Annotated in this window: 17 protein-coding genes; 8 read left to right on the top strand and 9 right to left on the bottom strand. The window is 69.3% G+C overall.

What is annotated here, in order from left to right; translation table 11 throughout:
• Nucleotides 1-122 precede the first annotated feature (122 nt).
• The 7 genes from I0D00_RS11555 to I0D00_RS11525 all read left to right on the top strand — a co-directional run bounded on the left by I0D00_RS11555 (nt 123) and on the right by I0D00_RS11525 (nt 5,433).
• Nucleotides 123-1,823, top strand: coding sequence for an L-lactate permease (locus tag I0D00_RS11555; protein ID WP_213639854.1), 1,701 nt, complete (start codon nt 123-125; stop codon nt 1,821-1,823).
• A gap of 114 nt (nt 1,824-1,937) precedes the next feature.
• The gene (locus tag I0D00_RS11550) at nt 1,938-2,105 is read left to right on the top strand and encodes a rubredoxin (protein WP_213639853.1); all 168 of its coding nucleotides are present in this window, start codon (nt 1,938-1,940) and stop codon (nt 2,103-2,105) included.
• Between the two features lie 128 nt (nt 2,106-2,233).
• Nucleotides 2,234-2,401 carry a rubredoxin gene (locus I0D00_RS11545; RefSeq protein ID WP_213639852.1) on the top strand — a complete coding sequence of 56 codons (168 nt, stop codon included), beginning with the start codon at nt 2,234-2,236 and terminating at the stop codon, nt 2,399-2,401.
• Nucleotides 2,402-2,478: 77 nt separating this feature from the next.
• The gene (locus I0D00_RS11540) at nt 2,479-3,627 is read left to right on the top strand and encodes an NAD(P)/FAD-dependent oxidoreductase (protein WP_213639851.1); all 1,149 of its coding nucleotides are present in this window, start codon (nt 2,479-2,481) and stop codon (nt 3,625-3,627) included.
• Nucleotides 3,628-3,812: 185 nt separating this feature from the next.
• Complete coding sequence (locus tag I0D00_RS11535; protein WP_090447331.1) at nt 3,813-4,085, top strand: HU family DNA-binding protein; 273 nt, start codon at nt 3,813-3,815, stop codon at nt 4,083-4,085.
• Nucleotides 4,086-4,230: 145 nt separating this feature from the next.
• The gene (locus tag I0D00_RS11530) at nt 4,231-4,623 is read left to right on the top strand and encodes a helicase (RefSeq protein WP_213639850.1); all 393 of its coding nucleotides are present in this window, start codon (nt 4,231-4,233) and stop codon (nt 4,621-4,623) included.
• Between the two features lie 75 nt (nt 4,624-4,698).
• A complete protein-coding gene (locus tag I0D00_RS11525; protein WP_213639849.1) occupies nt 4,699-5,433 on the top strand; it encodes a hypothetical protein in 735 nt (244 codons plus the stop codon).
• Nucleotides 5,434-5,489: 56 nt separating this feature from the next.
• Here I0D00_RS11525 and I0D00_RS11520 read toward each other — a convergent pair whose 3' ends face one another.
• From I0D00_RS11520 to I0D00_RS11510, 3 genes are all read right to left on the bottom strand, one after another.
• Complete coding sequence (locus I0D00_RS11520; RefSeq protein WP_213639848.1) at nt 5,490-6,896, bottom strand: aminoacyl-tRNA deacylase and HDOD domain-containing protein; 1,407 nt, start codon at nt 6,894-6,896, stop codon at nt 5,490-5,492.
• A 93-nt stretch (nt 6,897-6,989) separates the two neighbouring features.
• Nucleotides 6,990-9,065 carry an ATP-dependent DNA helicase RecG gene (gene recG / locus I0D00_RS11515; RefSeq protein WP_213639847.1) on the bottom strand — a complete coding sequence of 692 codons (2,076 nt, stop codon included), beginning with the start codon at nt 9,063-9,065 and terminating at the stop codon, nt 6,990-6,992.
• A gap of 9 nt (nt 9,066-9,074) precedes the next feature.
• Complete coding sequence (locus I0D00_RS11510; RefSeq protein ID WP_213639846.1) at nt 9,075-10,001, bottom strand: hydrogen peroxide-inducible genes activator; 927 nt, start codon at nt 9,999-10,001, stop codon at nt 9,075-9,077.
• Nucleotides 10,002-10,096: 95 nt separating this feature from the next.
• Between I0D00_RS11510 and I0D00_RS11505 the strand changes: the two genes are divergently transcribed.
• On the top strand, nt 10,097-10,966 hold the full coding sequence (locus tag I0D00_RS11505; RefSeq protein WP_213639845.1) for an SDR family oxidoreductase: 870 nt from the start codon (nt 10,097-10,099) through the stop codon (nt 10,964-10,966).
• Nucleotides 10,967-11,002: 36 nt separating this feature from the next.
• On the opposite strand, the gene I0D00_RS11500 is transcribed toward I0D00_RS11505, so the two are convergent.
• From I0D00_RS11500 to I0D00_RS11475, 6 genes are all read right to left on the bottom strand, one after another.
• Nucleotides 11,003-11,737 carry a hypothetical protein gene (locus tag I0D00_RS11500; RefSeq protein WP_213639844.1) on the bottom strand — a complete coding sequence of 245 codons (735 nt, stop codon included), beginning with the start codon at nt 11,735-11,737 and terminating at the stop codon, nt 11,003-11,005.
• A gap of 53 nt (nt 11,738-11,790) precedes the next feature.
• Nucleotides 11,791-12,171 (bottom strand): RidA family protein, encoded by a 381-nt coding sequence (locus I0D00_RS11495; protein ID WP_213639843.1) that lies wholly within the window; start codon nt 12,169-12,171, stop codon nt 11,791-11,793.
• A 143-nt stretch (nt 12,172-12,314) separates the two neighbouring features.
• Complete coding sequence (gene spoT / locus I0D00_RS11490) at nt 12,315-14,423, bottom strand: bifunctional GTP diphosphokinase/guanosine-3',5'-bis pyrophosphate 3'-pyrophosphohydrolase (protein ID WP_213639842.1); 2,109 nt, start codon at nt 14,421-14,423, stop codon at nt 12,315-12,317.
• A 60-nt stretch (nt 14,424-14,483) separates the two neighbouring features.
• On the bottom strand, nt 14,484-14,747 hold the full coding sequence (gene rpoZ / locus I0D00_RS11485; protein ID WP_213639841.1) for a DNA-directed RNA polymerase subunit omega: 264 nt from the start codon (nt 14,745-14,747) through the stop codon (nt 14,484-14,486).
• A gap of 117 nt (nt 14,748-14,864) precedes the next feature.
• Nucleotides 14,865-15,485: a guanylate kinase gene (gene gmk / locus I0D00_RS11480; protein WP_213639840.1), complete on the bottom strand. Its 621-nt coding sequence runs from the start codon at nt 15,483-15,485 to the stop codon at nt 14,865-14,867.
• Nucleotides 15,486-15,556: 71 nt separating this feature from the next.
• Nucleotides 15,557-16,420, bottom strand: coding sequence for a YicC/YloC family endoribonuclease (locus tag I0D00_RS11475; protein WP_213639839.1), 864 nt, complete (start codon nt 16,418-16,420; stop codon nt 15,557-15,559).
• Between the last annotated feature and the right edge of the window lie 8 nt (nt 16,421-16,428).

Here is a 16,428-nt window from a genome sequence, read left to right as displayed (position 1 = left end):
TTCTGAGCATAGGCGTCGGCCTGGGTGATCCCCGGTCGGCGCTGCGGGCCGCAAGGCCCTCGTGCGTGGCGCCGGGACACCCCCGGAAACCCTGGTTCATAACAACAATTAGGAACCAATCCATGAGTCAAACACTGCTGTCGATTCTGGCCTTCGTGCCGCTGGTGCTGGCGGGTGTGCTGCTGATCGGCCTGCGCTGGCCGGCCAAGTACGCCATGCCGGTGGTCTTCCTGCTCACCGCGAGCATCGGCCTGACGGCCTGGGACATGTCCTTCAACCGGGTCCTGGCCTCCAGCCTGCAAGGCCTGATCCTCACCGCGGCGATCCTCTGGATCATCTTCGGTGCGATCCTGCTGCTCAACACCCTCAAGCACTCCGGCGGCATCGCCGCCATCCGCCGCGGCTTCGCCACCATCACCCCCGACCGCCGGGTCCAGGCCCTGATCATCGCCTGGCTGTTCGGCTGCTTCATCGAGGGCGCCTCGGGCTTCGGCACGCCGGCCGCCGTGGCCGCGCCGTTGCTGGTGGCCCTGGGCTTTCCGGCCCTGGCTGCGGTGGTGCTGGGCATGATGGTGCAGTCCACCCCGGTGTCCTTCGGCGCCGTCGGCACGCCGATCCTGGTGGGGGTCGCCGGCGGCCTGGATCAGGCCGGCATGAGCGCTCAGCTGACCGCGCTGAACAGCAGCTGGGAGGTGTTCTTCCACCTGATCTTCTCCCGGGTGGCGATCACCCACGGTCTGATCGGCATCCTCATGCCGCTGATCATGCTGTCGATCATGACCCGCTTCTTCGGCAAGAATCAGTCCTGGAAGGAAGGCCTGGAAATGGCGCCGTTCGCCATCTTCACCGGCCTGAGCTTCGTGCTGCCCTACATGGCCGCCGGCGTGTTCCTCGGCCCGGAGTTCCCGTCGATGATCGGCGCCATGGTTGGCCTGGCCATCGTGATTCCCGCCGCCAAGGCCGGTTTCCTGCTGCCCAGGCAGGCCTGGGATTTCGCCGACGCGAAGGACTGGCCGGCCGAGTGGATGGGCCGGATCGAGATGAAGCTCGACGACATCGCCGGCAAGGCGCCGATCTCCGTGCGCATGGCCTGGGCACCCTACGTGCTGCTGGCGCTCTTCCTCGTGGCCTCGCGGGTGTTCCCCGAACTGAAGGGCGCGCTGATGACCCTCAGCTTCGGCTGGACCGACATCCTCGGCGAGACCGGCGTTTCCGGCGCCATCCAACCGCTGTACCTGCCGGGCGGCATCCTCTGCGCCGTGGTGCTGCTCACCGCCGTGCTGCATCGCATGCGTCTGGCGGAGTTGGGCGCGGCGGTCCATGAGTCGAGCCGCACCCTGCTGGGCGCCGGCTTCGTGCTGATCTTCACCATCCCGATGGTGCGCATCCTGATCAACTCGGGGGTCAACGCCTCCGACCTGATGTCGATGCCGGTGGCCATGGCGCAGCTGGTGGCCGACAGCGTGGGCGGTATCTACCCGTTCTTCGCCCCGGCAGTCGGCGCCCTGGGTGCCTTCATCGCCGGCTCCAACACCGTGTCCAACCTGATGCTGTCGCAGTTCCAGTTCAACGCTGCAGGCCTGCTCGGGGTGTCCGGCGCGATGATGGTGGCCGCGCAGTCGGTCGGCGCCGCGGCGGGCAACATGATCGCCATCCACAACGTGGTGGCGGCCTCGGCCACCGTCGGCCTGCTCGGTCGCGAGGGCATCACCCTGCGCAAGACCATGCTGCCGACCCTCTACTACCTCGTGGCCGCCGGCAGCCTGACCATGATCGCCATGTACGGCATGGGCATCACCGATCCATTGCTGCAGGCGCGCTAACGCCCCGCATCGCGCCAAGCCGCCGGGTGACATTCGTCCCCGGCGGCTTGGCGCATCCGGGCAATTTGCGGTAGCGTGCCCCGCGCAACACAGTAAGACTCGCCTGAGGTAACAATGAAAAAGTGGCAATGTGTGGTCTGCGGGCTGATCTACGACGAGCGCCAGGGCTGGCCCGATGAAGGCATCGCCGCCGGCACGCCCTGGCAGGACGTGCCGGAAGACTGGCTGTGCCCCGACTGCGGCGTGGGCAAGATGGATTTCGAGATGATCGAGATCGCCTGAGTCGCAGCGTCCCGCGCGGCGGCCCGGGCCGCCGCTCTCCAGGGGCGCCGCGGGCCCGCTCGGCGTGCTTGGCGAGCCCCCGGCAATTGCAGTAGGGTCTGCAGGAGTGCTGGCAACGCGAGATCTGCATGAGCAAGTGGCAATGCATCGTGTGTGGCTTCATCTACGACGAAGCCCAGGGCCTGCCGGATGAGGGCATCCCCCCCGGCACCCGTTGGGAAGACATTCCCGCCGATTGGGTCTGCCCGGATTGTGGCGCGGACAAGGCCGATTTCGAGATGATCGAGATTTCCTGAGTGGCGCAGGCGCCGGGCCGGGCAGCAGTGCGCTGGTGGCCTGACGGCGCCGCGCCGCAGCAGATTGAGGAAGGATGATGAGCGCACCCCTGGTGATCGTCGGCACCGGCCTGGCCGGCTACAACCTGGCCCGCGAGTTCCGCAAGCTGGACAGCAGCACACCGCTGCTGCTGATCACGGCCGACGATGGTCGCTCCTATTCCAAACCGATGCTCTCCACCGGCTTCGGCAAGCACAAGGACGCCGACGGCCTGAGCATGGCCGAGCCCGGCGCCATGGCCGAACAGCTGAACGCCGAGATCCGCACCCATACCCGCGTCACCGCCATCGACCCGGAGCACAAGCGCCTGTGGCTCGGCGAGGAAGCCGTGGCCTACCGCGACCTGGTGCTGGCCTGGGGCGCCGAGGTGATCCGCGTGCCGGTGGCGGGCGACGCCGAGGACGCGCTCTTCCCGATCAACGACCTGGAGGACTACGCGCGCTTCCGCGCCGCGGCGGCGGGCAAGCGGCGCGTGCTGCTGCTCGGCGCCGGGCTGATCGGCTGCGAATTCGCCAACGACCTGAGCGTCGGCGGCTATCAGGTCGAGCTGGTCGCGCCCTGCGAGCAGGTGATGCCCGGGCTGCTGCACCCGGCCGCGGCGGCGGCGGTGCAGGCCGGCCTGGAGAGCCTCGGGGCGCGCTTCCACCTCGGCCCGACGCTGGACAGCCTCCAGCACAAGGGCGCCGAGCTGGAGGCCCGGTTGTCCGATGGCAGCCGGATCGCCTGCGACCTGGTGATCTCCGCCGTCGGCCTGCGCCCGCGCACCGGGCTGGCCGCGGCCGCCGGCCTGGCGGTGGGGCGCGGGGTGGCGGTCGATCGCCAGTTGCGCACCTCCCACGCCCATGTCTATGCCCTGGGCGACTGCGCCGAGGTCGAGGGCCTCAACCTGCTCTACGTGATGCCGCTGATGAGTTGCGCCCGGGCCCTGGCCCAGACCCTGGCGGGCACGCCGACCCGGGTGGCCTACGGGCCCATGCCGGTCACCGTGAAGACCCCGGTGTGCCCGCTGGTGGTGTCGCCGCCACCGCGAGGCCTGGCGGGCGAGTGGACGGTGGAAGGGGCTGGCCGCGACATCAAGGCCCTGTGCCGGGACGCTGCGGGCAACCTGCTCGGCTATGCCCTGACCGGTGCGGCGGTGCAGGAGAAGCTGGCGCTGAACAGGCAGTTGCCGCCGCTGCTGGCCTGATCGTCATTCCTTATGGCTGATTTGCCATGTTATTCCGGCGCAAACTGCCGGGCGAGACTGGCGCAGGGCCGAATCACATGCCATTCTCCCTGGGTCTGCCGCAGCGTAGAGCCGTTGCGGCGCCTTGGGCGCTGACCTGGAAGGACAGCACGGACACAACAACAATAACCGTCTAAGAGGCATCTATGCGTAAACCGGAACTCGCCGCCGCCATCGCCGAAAAGGCCGATCTCACCAAGGATCAGGCCAGTCGTGTACTCAACGCCGTGCTCGAAGAAATCACCGGCGCACTGAACCGCAAGGACAGTGTGACCCTGGTCGGTTTCGGCACCTTCGTGCAACGCCACCGGGGTGCTCGCACCGGCAAGAACCCGCAGACCGGCCAGCCGGTCAAGATCAAGGCCAGCAACACCGTCGCCTTCAAACCGGGCAAGTCCCTGAAAGACGCGGTCAACTGAGCCGCGTCAGCCCGGGGCCGAACGGCTCCGGGCCTCCAGTCCCGCTCCGCGCCAGCCGCCACGACCAGGCTTTGGTTTGGCTGTAGTCCCCCGCACAACCCGCTACAATGCGCCGCCATTTCCATCCCCCGTCGAGGCCGTGCGCATGAAATTCCGTTTTCTCCTGTGGTTGCTGGGCCGCCTGATGGCCAAGGCCAGCCGCGACAACCCCGCCTTCCGGCAACAGCTGGCCGGTCGCGATATGCAGTTCCAGTTGCACACCCTGGACGGCAAGATCGCCCGCCATTTCATCGTCAAGGATCAGCGCATCAGCAGCAGGCGTGGCCCTGCCGCCGAGCCGGCCTTTGCCCTGGGTTTCCGGGACGGCGCCTACGGTTTCGCCACCATGAACGCGAAGAACAAGCAGCTGGCCTTCATGCAGGGGATCCAGAGCAAGGACATCCAGATCCAGGGCAACCCGGCGCTGGTGCTGTGGTTCCAGGGGCTGACCAAGCATCTGGCACCGAACAAGCGCGTCGACGAGAAGAAGGCCGCCTGACCCCGCAGGGGGCGGTGCTGGCCGCCGCCCGAGGCATTCGCTAGGCTGGCTGGAGTCCCCGATGGAGGCCTGCCCATGCCCGTGCTCCTAGTCGTCCTGCTGTTGGCCGTCGGCATGGCGCAGGCCGCGCCGTCCAAGGCCGACGCCTTCGCGCCGCTGTTCGAACTGGCGGGGATTCACCTGCTCTGCGAACAGAGCGAACCGCTGCTGCGCCGCGGTCTGAGCGCCCAGCAGCAGGCGCCCCTGGGCCAGGCCTTCGCTGCCGCGGGGTTGTGCCGGGACCTGGCCGAGCAACTGGCCGGCCGGTTCGAGCAACACCAGCTACAGCAGGCCCGGCGGCTGCTCGAGAGCCCCCTGGCCCGGCGTTTCACTGCGGCCGAGCGGGCGGTCGGCGAGGACGGCGGCACGGCCCTGGCGGACTACCGTCGACAACTCGCCGCCCGTGCGCCGCGGCCGAGCAGGCTGGCCCTGGTGCGGCGCCTGGATGCGGCCGCACGGACCACCGAGCTGGCCGCCCTGCTGCGCTACGAGGTGGGCAAGACCCAGGCGTTGCTGGCGCTCAGGGCGCGCGGCGAGACCCTCGACGAGCAGTCCCTGAGCCGCCAGACCAGCGCCCAGGCCGAGGCCCTGAACCAGTCCAGCGCCGCGGCGGTGGAGTCCTTCATGCTCTACGCCTACCGGCAGATTCCCAGCGAGCAGCTCGCCGAGTATGCCGCGCTGTACGAGCAGCCCGCCCTGCGCCGCCTGTTGGACGAAAGCCTGCAGGCCCTGCCGCGGCTGTTCGCCACCCGCCGCGACGCGCTGCGCTAGCTGGCGGAACGACCAAGGAGCCCGCGGGCCCCTTGGTCCTGGTCCGTTGGCCGCACTCAGTGCGGCGAGTGGAACTGGGCGGCCAGCTCGCGCAGCGCCACCTCGGCGGCCAGTACCTTGTCGACCGCCTCTTCGGCCTTCTCCCGGCTCAGGCCGAGGGCATCGTAGAGGTCCTGGGCGATCTCGCGCCGTGGGCCGCTGCCGATGCCGCGGTTGCGCAGCAGGCTGACCGCCAGGCACACCAGGTTCGGGTAGGCGGCATGGGGGCCGGCGTACTCCGCGTCGTGCTGGAAACGCAGGGCGCTGGCCAGCTCCTCCGGCATGTCCCAGAAACGCATCAGCCAGGCGCCGATCTGTTCGCGGCTGATGCCCAGCAGGTGCTGCTCGATGTAGTCGGGCGACAGGTGCGGGTTGACCTCCAGGTGCCGGCAGATCAGCGAGAAGTGCGGCGGGAAGACGTGGGCCAGGACCAGGTAGCCGAAGTTGTGCAGCAGCCCGGCGAGGTAGGTCAGGCCGGCTTCCGGGCGCTGCGCCCGCGGCATGGCCCGGGTCAGGCCCTCGATCACCGCGGCGGTGTAGATCGCCTGCTGCCAGTAGGGGGTGGCCCGCTGCGGCTGGTCCTTGGGCAGGCTCAGGGTCTTGCCCAGGGCCAGGCCCAGGGCCAGGTTGATCACCAGGTCGAAGCCCAGCACGCGGACGATGGCGTCCTCCACCGAGCGGATCTTGCCGGGGGCGGCGTAGTAGGGCGAGGCCGCCCAGCTGACCACCTGGGCGGCCAGCGCCGGGTCGGTCTCGACCACCCCGGTGATGTCGTCCACCGTGGCGTCCGGGTCGACCCGCAGCTTGATGATGCGCTGCGCGGTTTCCGCCAGCGGCGGGATCTCGATGGTCTCCTCCAGGCGCTGCTGGATGCGCCGGGCGGTGAAGGCCTGCACCGCCTGGCTGATCTCCGCGCGGTCGTCGTCCGGGCGATCGAGGTTCGGCCGGATATTGCTCAGCGGCTCGCCGAAACGCGCGGCACTGGCCTTGCCGAGCAGGCCCCTGAAGGCTGCGCTGGCGATTTCCAGCAGCACCCCGGGCTGGCCCGAGGCGACATACAGGCTGGGCTCCTGCAGCAGGCGTTCGTCGTACAGGCAGGGCGAGCTGGTCAGCGGCGGCAGTCCGGGCAGCTCGCCCAGCTGGTGCTTGCCGAGCATGCGCTCCAGGCGCTCCGGCTTGACCGCGGCGAGCTGGCGCCCGGTCAGCTCGGCCAGGCGGCCCAGGTCGAGCAGCTGGCTCTGCGGGTAGAGCACCAGCAGGGCGCCGACCGCGTCCTCCAGCAACACCGCCTGCAGACGCTGGGCGGCGGGCAGGTCGGCGTGCTCGCGGCAGGCGCGAAAGCCCAGGCCGAGCCTGTCGAGCAGCTGCTGGATCACGGCCGGCGGACGCGGGGTGGAATCGGTGGCGAGGGCTGCTTCAGTCATGAGGTTGTCCGGCGTAGGGAGGGCGAATGCCTCGAAGTATAAACAGCGGGTCGCAGGCTGCACGGCAATACGACGGACGCCCCGCGCGCAGCATCAGACTTGGCCATAGTGCTGACCATGGCGCAGCCAGCGCTGCAGCAGCGGGCTGACATGCTGCGGCCAGTGCGCCAGCAGGGCCTGGGCGGCGTCGCGCACGGCCGGCAGCAGGTCGGCGTCGCGCATCAGGTCGGCGACCTTGAACTGCAGCAGGCCGGTCTGGCGGGTGCCGAGCATCTCGCCGGGGCCGCGCAGCTCCAGGTCCTTCTCGGCGATGACGAAGCCGTCGCAGGTCTCGCGCATGATGCCCAGGCGCTCGCGGCCGAGCTGCGACAGCGGCGGATGGTAGAGCAGCACGCAGTGGCTGGCGGCGCTGCCGCGGCCGACCCTGCCGCGCAGCTGGTGCAGCTGGGCGAGGCCGAGGCGTTCGGGGTTCTCGATGATCATCAGGCTGGCGTTGGGCACGTCGACACCCACCTCGATCACCGTGGTGGCGACCAGCAGCTGCAGCCGGCCCTGCTTGAACTCCTCCATCACCGCGGCCTTCTCCGCCGGCTTCATGCGGCCGTGGATCAGGCCGACGTGGAGGCCGCCGAGGGCCGCGACGAGGTCGGCGAAGGTGGTCTCGGCGGCCTGGCAGGTGAGCTCCTCCGACTCCTCGATCAGGGTGCACACCCAGTAGGCCTGGCGCCCCTCGTTGCAGGCCGAGCGCACCCGCTCGATGACCTCCAGGCGGCGGCTGTCGGCGACCACCAGGGTGTTGACCGGAGTGCGCCCCGGCGGCAGTTCGTCGAGGATCGAGGTGTCCAGGTCGGCGTAGGCGCTCATGGCCAGGGTGCGCGGGATGGGGGTGGCGGTCATGATCAGCTGGTGCGGACACAGCCGCCCGCCGACGCCCTTCTGCCGCAGCGCCAGGCGCTGCTGCACGCCGAAACGGTGCTGCTCGTCGATGATCACCAGCGCCAGGTGGCGGAACTGCACCTCGTCCTGGAACAGCGCATGGGTGCCGACCACCATCGGCACGCCCGCGGCTATCCGCTCCAGCGCCGCGGCGCGGGCCTTGCCCTTGAGCTTGCCGGCCAGCCAGGCGACCTCGAGGCCGAGCGGCGCCAGCCAGCGGCTGAAGTTGAGGAAGTGCTGCTCGGCGAGGATCTCGGTCGGCGCCATCAGCGCCACCTGGTAGCCGGCCTCCAGGGCCTGCAGGGCGGCGAAGGCGGCGACCACAGTCTTGCCGGCGCCGACGTCGCCCTGCACCAGGCGCAGCATGGGCTCGCCCTGGCTCAGGTCGTAGGCGATCTCGGCGCCGACCCGCCGCTGTGCGCCGGTGGGCGGAAAGCCGAGGTTCTGCAGGTACAGCGGGGGCAGACGCTTAGCCTCCGGCAGCGGCGGCGCCTGCTGGGCGCGGACCTGCTCGCGCAGGCGTTGCAGCGACAGCTGGTGGGTCAGCAGCTCCTCGAAGGCCAGGCGGTGCTGGGCCCAGTGACGGCCCTCGGCCAGCTCCTCCAGATCGGCGTCCGGCGGCGGCCGGTGCAGGTAGCGAATGGCCTGGTCCAGGGGGCCGAGGCGGTAATCGCGGGCCAGCTCCGCAGGCAGCCAGTCCGGCAGGCTGTGCGGGCCGAGGCGCGCCAGGGCCTGCTCGCTTAAGGCTCGCAGGCGCTGCTGGGTCAGGCCCTCGGTGGTCGGGTAGATGGGCGTCAGGCACTGTTCCACCGCCGCCGACTCGCCGCCGCTCAGCGCGCGGTATTCCGGGTGGTAGATCTCCAGGCCGGAGGAGCCGGGGCGCACCTCGCCGTAGCAGCGCAGCTGGGTGCCACGCTTGAGGCCGTCCTTCTGCGCCTGGCTGAAGTGGTAGAAGCGCAGGCTCAGGGTGCCGCTGCCGTCCTGCAGGCGCACCAGCAGGCTGCGCCGCCGGCCCATGACCACGTCGGCGCCGGCCACCACGCCCTCGACCACCGCATCCTGGCCCGGGCGCAGGGCGCCGATGGGCACGATGCGGGTGCGGTCCTGATAGCGCAGCGGCAGGTGGAACAGCACGTCCTGCAGGGTCTCCAGGCCGACCTTGGCCAGTTTCTCGGCCAGGGCGGCGCCGACGCCCTTGAGCGCGGTGACGGAAACCGCTGCCAGTTCGCTCATGAGGCGGCCCTAGGCGCTCTTGGCTTGCGGGTGGGCCACCGAACAGAGGCGGATCGAGTCGGACAGCACCTCGATGGCGCTTGGCCGCGGGAAGCTGGCGCGCCAGGCGATGGCCACGGTACGGAACGGCGCCGGGGCACTGAGCGGGCGCACCTCGATCACCCCGGGGGCGTAGTGGTGGCTGTCCACCGCGGAGAACGGCAGGATCGACACGCCGAGACCCGAGGCGACCATGTGGCGGATGGTCTCCAGCGAGCTGGACTCCACCGTGGTGTGCTTGGCGTGCTCCTCACCGCCCTTGCGCAGGGTGGGGCAGGCCTCCAGCACCTGATCGCGGAAGCAGTGGCCCTCGCCCAGCAGCAGCAGGCTCTTGTCGTTGAGCAGCTTGCTGTCGATGCTCTTCAGCTCGGCCCAGGGATGGCCGGCCGGCATCAGCGCATAGAAGGGCTCGTCGTACAGCGGCTTGGTCAGCACATCGGCCTCCTGGAACGGCAGGGCGATGATGATGGCGTCCAGTTCGCCGGTGCGCAGCTTGTCGCGCAGCACGTGGGTGAAGTTTTCCTCGATATACAGCGGCATCTGCGGGGCGACCCGGTGCAGCTGGGGGATCAGGTGGGGAAACAGGTAGGGGCCGACCGTGTAGATGGCGCCGATCTTCAGCGGCGCGGCCAGCTGGTTCTTGCCGGCCTGGGCCAGCTCGCGGATGCTCTGGGCCTGCTCCAGCACCTTCTGCGCCTGGGTGACGATGCCCTCGCCGACCGGGGTCAGGCGCACCGCGCTCTTGCTGCGCTCGAAGATCAGCACGCCGAGTTCGTCCTCGAGCTTCTTCACCCCCACCGACAGGGTCGGCTGGCTGACATGGCAGCGTTCGGCGGCGCGGCCGAAATGCTGTTCCTGGGCGAGGGTGACGATATAGCGCAGTTCGGTGAGGGTCATAGTGAATATCCATTGAATTGCTTCTAAGCATAGCCTTTGCATTGCGGCGAACCAACCGCGCTACACTGGCCCATCGGCAAATTGTGGAGGGGCGCATGACGCGTTCTGTGAGGGTGTTGATCGCCGGCTGTGGCGATGTCGGCACGCGCCTGGGGCTGCGCCTGGCCGCGGCCGGTTGGCAGGTGCATGGCCTGCGCCGCGCGGCGCAGCAGCTACCGGCCCCGATCATCCCGGTGGCCGGCGACCTGCAGGACGAGGCCTGTCCGCCGGCCTGGCCCGGCGGCGAGCTGGATTACCTGGTGTACTGCGCGGCGGCCGAGCAGCGCGACGAGGCCGGCTACCGGGCCATCTACGTCGAGGGGTTGCGCCGGGTGCTGGCCTGGCTGGCGCGGCACGGGCAGCGGCCCAGGCGCCTGCTGTTCGTCTCCAGCAGCGGGGTCTATGGCCAGCAGGACGGCGAATGGGTCGACGAAGACTCGCCGGCCGAGGCCACGGGCTTTTCCGGGCGGGTGCTGCGCGAGGCCGAGCAGCTGGCCCTGCACTGCGGCCTCGCGGCCAGCGTGGTGCGCCTGGCCGGGCTCTACGGGCCGGGACGGCAGTGGCTGCTCGAGCAGGTGCGCCAGGGCTACCGGGTGGCCAGCGAGCCGCCGCTGTACGCCAACCGCATCCACGTCGAGGATGCCGCCGGCCTGCTGGCGTGCCTGCTGCAGGCCGATGCCCAGGGCGCGGCGCTGGCGGACTGCTATCTGGGCGTCGACGACGCGCCGGTCGCCCTGCACGAGGTGCTGGCCTGGCTGCGCGAGCAGCTGGGGGTCAGCCACTGGGCCGCGGAGGCGACGGTGCGTCGCGCCGGCAGCAAGCGCTGCAGCAACGCCCGGGCCAGGGCGCTGGGCTGGGTGCCGCGCTACCCGAGCTACCGCGAAGGCTACGGGGAGATGCTCGCCGGGGCGCCGCTCAGGCCCTAGGATGGCGGGCCGCGCGGCGCCCGCCATCGGCGGCGCCTAGTCGCGTTGCAGCAGCCAGCGTCGCGGTCCCTTGTGGTAGTCGGGCATCTCGTCGGCCTGGGCGCGGTTGAGGGCGGCGAAGATGCCCATGCGCTCGCCGTCGCGTTCGAACAACCAGGCCTGGCCCTGCTCGCCAAGCTGCAGCCACAGGCTGTCGAATTCGCCACTCATGGCTGCGCAGTCGCCGGCCAGGCACAGGGCATAGCGCTGCGCGCCGGGCAGGCCCTCGACCCGGCCGTCGCTGTGGAACAGCACCAGGCCGCCTTCGCCGAGGCCTTCGGCGATGCGCCAGGTGCCGCCCAGGTAGGCGTCGTACAGGGCCCGCTCGAAGCGTCCCCCCGCGGGTACGTGGTCGGCAGCGGCTGCCGGCGCGCGGACGAAGCGCTGCTCCGGCCAGGTGCCGCTGGCCGCCTGCACCAGCTCGTCGCCGTCGAGGTCGAGGAACTCCTGGTAGTCGCCGTAGAAGTCGACCCGCAGGCGCTGCTCGTCCAGGCTCACCAGGCGGCCCTCGTCCTGTTCGTAGCCGTTGCTGTAGCTGGCCCGCTGGCGCTGCGGGTCGAGCCGCCACTCCAGGTTGGGGCCGTAGGCCAGCAGGGCTTCGCGCAGCGGGCCGCCGCGGCTGGCGGCAGCGATCGCCGCCTGGTTGATCCAGGTGCCGCTGGGGTCATGGGGCTGACTGGCGCAGCCGGCGAGCAGGCCGAGGCCGAGCAGGGCGAAGGGGAGCGGGCGCATGGGAGGGTCCTTGCACGCGGTAGGAGGCGGGGCGTCGTGCCCCGCCGGCGGACTTATTCCAGTACCAGGATAGCGTCCATTTCCACTTGCGAGCCGCGCGGCAGGGCGGCTACGCCGATGGCGGCGCGGGCCGGGTAGGGCTGCTGGAAGTAGCGGCCCATGACCTCGTTGACGGTGGCGAAGTGGGCCAGGTCGGTGAGGAAGATGTTCAGCTTGACGATGTCCTTGAACGAACCGCCGGCGGCCTCGGCCACCGCCTTGAGGTTCTCGAACACCTGCACGGTCTGCGCCTCGAAGCCGTCGACCAGTTCCATGGTCTTGGGGTCCAGCGGAATCTGCCCGGAGATGTAGACGGTGTTGCCGGCCTTGATCGCCTGGGAGTAGGTGCCGATGGCGGCCGGGGCCTTGTCGCTGTTGATGACGCTCTTGCTCATGGGAACTCCTGAGAGGTTGCTCGGGTTAAGGCGCTGCGTCGCGCAGGTGTGTGTCGCGCAGCTGCGGCCGCCTAGGTTCGGCCAAAGGCGGGGCGCTGTCAAAGCACAGCTGCGGGAAAAATGACCGCTCAGTCGGGCGGGGATCAGGCGCGTACGCGGGTGATGCGGATCACCCCGGCGAGGGCGCGGAGCTTCTTGATCACCCGCGCCAGGTGCACGCGGTCGTGCACGCTGACCACCAGCTGGACCACGCTGATGCGGCCGTCGCGCTCGTCCATGCTGATCTTCTCGATGTTGCCGTCGGCGGCGTTGACGCTGCCGGCCAGCAGGGCGATCAGGCCGCGCTGGTGCTCCAGCTCGACGCGCAGCTCGACGTTGAACTCGCCGGCGACGTCCTTGGCCCAGGACAGCTGGATGCACTTCTCCGGGTTGTGGCGGATCTCGCCGATGTTCCGGCAGCTCTCCAGGTGCACCACCATGCCCTTGCCGGCGGAGAGGTAGCCGACGATGGGGTCGCCGGGGATCGGCGTGCAGCATTTCGCATAGCTGAGCACCAGGCCCTCGGTGCCGCGGATCGCCAGCGGCCCCTCGGCGCTCGGCGGCTCCTCGCCGCCCTCGGTGAGCAGGCGGCGGGCCACCACGTAGGCCATGCGGTTGCCCAGGCCGATGTCCTCGAGCAGGTCCTCGATCAGCTCCAGGCGGTACTCGCCGAGTACCGCCTGCACCCGTTCGGCCGGCAGCTTGTCGAGGTGGCTGTCGAAGCCGGCCAGCACCTTGTTCAGCAGGCGCTCGCCGAGGCTGATCGACTCGGAGCGGCGCTGCAGCTTGAGGGCATGGCGGATATGGGTGCGCGCCTTGCCGGTGACCACGAAATTGAGCCAGGCCGGGTTCGGCCGGGCACCCGGCGCGCTGACGATCTCCACGGTGGAGCCGCTCTGCAGCGGCTCGGACAGCGGCGCCAGGCGGCGGTTGATGCGGCAGGCGATGCAGGTGTTGCCGACGTCGGTGTGCACCGCGTAGGCGAAGTCCACCGCGGTGGAGCCCTTGGGCAGCTCCATGATGCGGCCCTTGGGCGTGAACACGTAGACCTCGTCGGGGAACAGGTCGATCTTCACGCTCTCGATGAATTCCAGGGAGTTGCCGGCGCGTTGCTGCATCTCCAGCACGCCCTTGACCCACTGGCGGGCGCGGGCATGGGTGCCCTTGGGCTGGTCGTCGTCGCTGGACTTGTACAGCCAGTGGGCGGCGATGCCGTTGTTGGCCATCTCCTCCATCTCGCGGGTGCGGATCTGGATCTCGATGGGCACCCCGTGCATGCCGAACAGGGTGGTGTGCAGCGACTGGTAGCCGTTGGCCTTGGGGATCGCGATGTAGTCCTTGAAGCGCCCGGGCAGCGGCTTGTACAGGTTGTGCACGGCGCCGAGCACGCGGTAGCAGGTGTCGACCTTGTCGACCACGATGCGGAAGGCGTAGACGTCCATGATCTCGTTGAACGCCCGGCGCTTGCCGCGCATCTTCTGGTAGATGCCGTAGAGGTGCTTCTCGCGACCGACCACCTCGCCTTCCAGGCCCTCGCGGGCCAGGCAGTGGACCAGGGACTCCTCGATCTTGTTGACGATTTCCTTGCGGTTGCCGCGGGCGCGGCGCACCGCGGCGCGGATGCGCTCGGAACGCATCGGGTGCATGGCCTTGAAACCCAGGTCCTCGAATTCCACGCGCAGGCTGTGCATCCCCAGGCGGTTGGCGATGGGGGCGTAGATCTCCAGGGTTTCCTTGGCGATGCGCCGGCGCTTCTCACCGGACAGCACTTCCAGGGTGCGCATGTTGTGCAGGCGGTCGGCCAGCTTGACCAGGATCACGCGGATGTCGCGGGCCATGGCCATGGCCATCTTCTGGAAGTTCTCGGCCTGGGCCTCGGCCTTGGTCTCGAAGTTCATCTGGGTCAGCTTGCTGACCCCGTCGACCAGGTCGGCCACGGTTTCGCCGAACTGCGCGTTGAGCGCTTCCTTGGCGATGCCGGTGTCTTCGATCACGTCGTGCAGCATGGCGGCCATCAGGCTCTGATGGTCCATGTGCATGTCGGCGAGGATGCCGGCCACCGCCAGGGGGTGGGTGACGTAGGCTTCGCCGCTACGCCGGCGCTGGCCGTCGTGGGCCTGCTCGGCGTAGAAGTAGGCGCGGCGCACCAGGTTGACCTGATCGCCGTCGAGATAGGTCGAAAGTCGATCGGCGAGGGCGTCTATGCTCGGCATGGGCGTTCCCCCTGCCGACCCGGATGACGCCGCGCCGTGCCGCTTCGACCAGGCATGGGCTTACAGAGGCTCGTTGGCCTCTTCCTCGAAGGCGGCGAACAGCGGCTCTTCCTCGACGATCTCGTCCTGGGCGATGACGTCATAGTCGACCAGGCCGGCGGCGATTTCGCGCAGGGCGACCACGGTCGGCTTGTCGTTTTCCCAGGCCAGCTTCGGCTCTTTGCCGCCGGTGGCGAGCTGGCGCGAACGCTTGGTGGCGAGCATGACCAGCTCGAAGCGGTTATCAACGTTGTCCAGGCAATCTTCGACGGTTACGCGGGCCATGGTGTTCCTCGTAGCAAATGCAGATATAGAGCTGGGCCCAGATGGGCGAGCGGACTGAATAGTCTAAAAAATCACCAGCGTTAAGGGAAGCACTGTTTTAGGCGCGGGCGCCGGGGCTCAGGCCAGCAGCTCGCCGAGCAGGCCGCTGTGGCGTTGCTGCTGAACGCCCTGGGCGAGCTGGTTGGCGCGGAAGATGGCCTTGAGGTCGCTGAGGGCATGGGCGAAGTCGTCGTTGATCACCAGGTAGTCGTACTCGACGTAGTGGCTCATCTCGCTGACCGCCTCGCGCATGCGCTGCTCGATGATCTCGCCACTGTCCTGGCCGCGGTTGGTCAGGCGGTGACGCAGCGCCTCCTGGGTCGGCGGCAGGATGAAGATCGACTTGGACTGGGGCATCAGCCGGCGTACCTGCTGCGCGCCCTGCCAGTCGATTTCCAGAATCAGGTCGTAGCCTTCGGCGAGGGTCTGCTCGACCCAGCGCTGGGAGGTGCCGTAGAGGTTGCCGAACACCTCGGCGTGCTCGAGAAAGGCATTCTGGTCGAGCATGGCGTGGAACTGCTGGTGGTCGACGAAATGGTAGTTCACCCCGTCGGCTTCCCCGGGACGCATGGCGCGGGTGGTGTGGGAGACCGAGACGCGGATCAGCGGCTCGCTGTCGATCAGCGCCTTGACCAGGCTGGTCTTGCCGGCGCCGGAGGGGGCGGAAACGATATAGAGGGTGCCGGTGGTAGTGGTCATGAGTGGTTCCCGAGGCTGTCGTGCGTTCAGTTCTTGAAGGTGATGAGTGGTTGGGCCGGTTGCCGCCAGGGCTATTCGATGTTCTGCACCTGTTCGCGCATCTGCTCGATCAGTACCTTGAGGTTGACCGCCGCCTGGGTGCTGCGCGGGTCGAAGGCCTTGGAGCCGAGGGTGTTGGCCTCGCGGTTGAGTTCCTGCATGAGGAAGTCCAGGCGCCGGCCGGCGGCGCCGCCGGCCTTGAGCACGCGGCGTACCTCGCCGACATGGGTGGCGAGGCGGTCGAGTTCTTCGGCCACGTCGCTCTTCTGCGCCAGCAGCACCAGCTCCTGCTCCAGGCGCTGGGGATCGAGTTCGACCTGCATCTCGGCACAGCGCTCGAGGACCTTCTGCCGCTGCGCCTCGAGCATCTGCGGCACCAGTTCGCGCAGGGCGGCGACTTCCGCGAGGATGCCGTCCAGGCGCTCGTTCAGCAGCTTGGCCAGCTCGGCGCCTTCGCGCCCGCGGCCGTTCTTCAGCTCGCCCAAGGCCTGGTTGAACAGGCTCAGGGCGGTCTTGTTGAGGGCCTGGGGATCGGCGGCGTCGGCCACCAGTACGCCGGGCCAGGCGAGCACCTCCAGGGGATTGAGCGGGGCCGGCTGCTGGATCAGGGCCGCCACGCTCTCCGCCGCGGCGACCAGCTGGGCGGCGCGCTCGCGGTCGAGCTGCAGCGGCTTGCCGGCATTGTCCTCGGCGAAGCGCAGGGTGCACTCGACCTTGCCCCGCGACAGCCCCTGGCGCAGGGCCTCGCGCACCGCGCCCTCGAGGTCGCGGAAGGCTTCCGGCAGGCGCAGGTGGGGTTCCAGGTAGCGATGGTTGACCGAACGCAGCTCCCAGCTCAGGGTGCCGTTTGGCCCGGCCTGTTCGGCGCGGGCGAAGGCCGTCATGCTGTGGATCATCGGGGGCG

It is taken from the genome of Pseudomonas lalucatii (assembly GCF_018398425.1).
Taxonomy (GTDB): domain Bacteria; phylum Pseudomonadota; class Gammaproteobacteria; order Pseudomonadales; family Pseudomonadaceae; genus Aquipseudomonas; species Aquipseudomonas lalucatii.
Note: the sequence above shows the minus strand (reverse complement) of the source record. Positions and strands in the feature narration are given on the sequence as shown.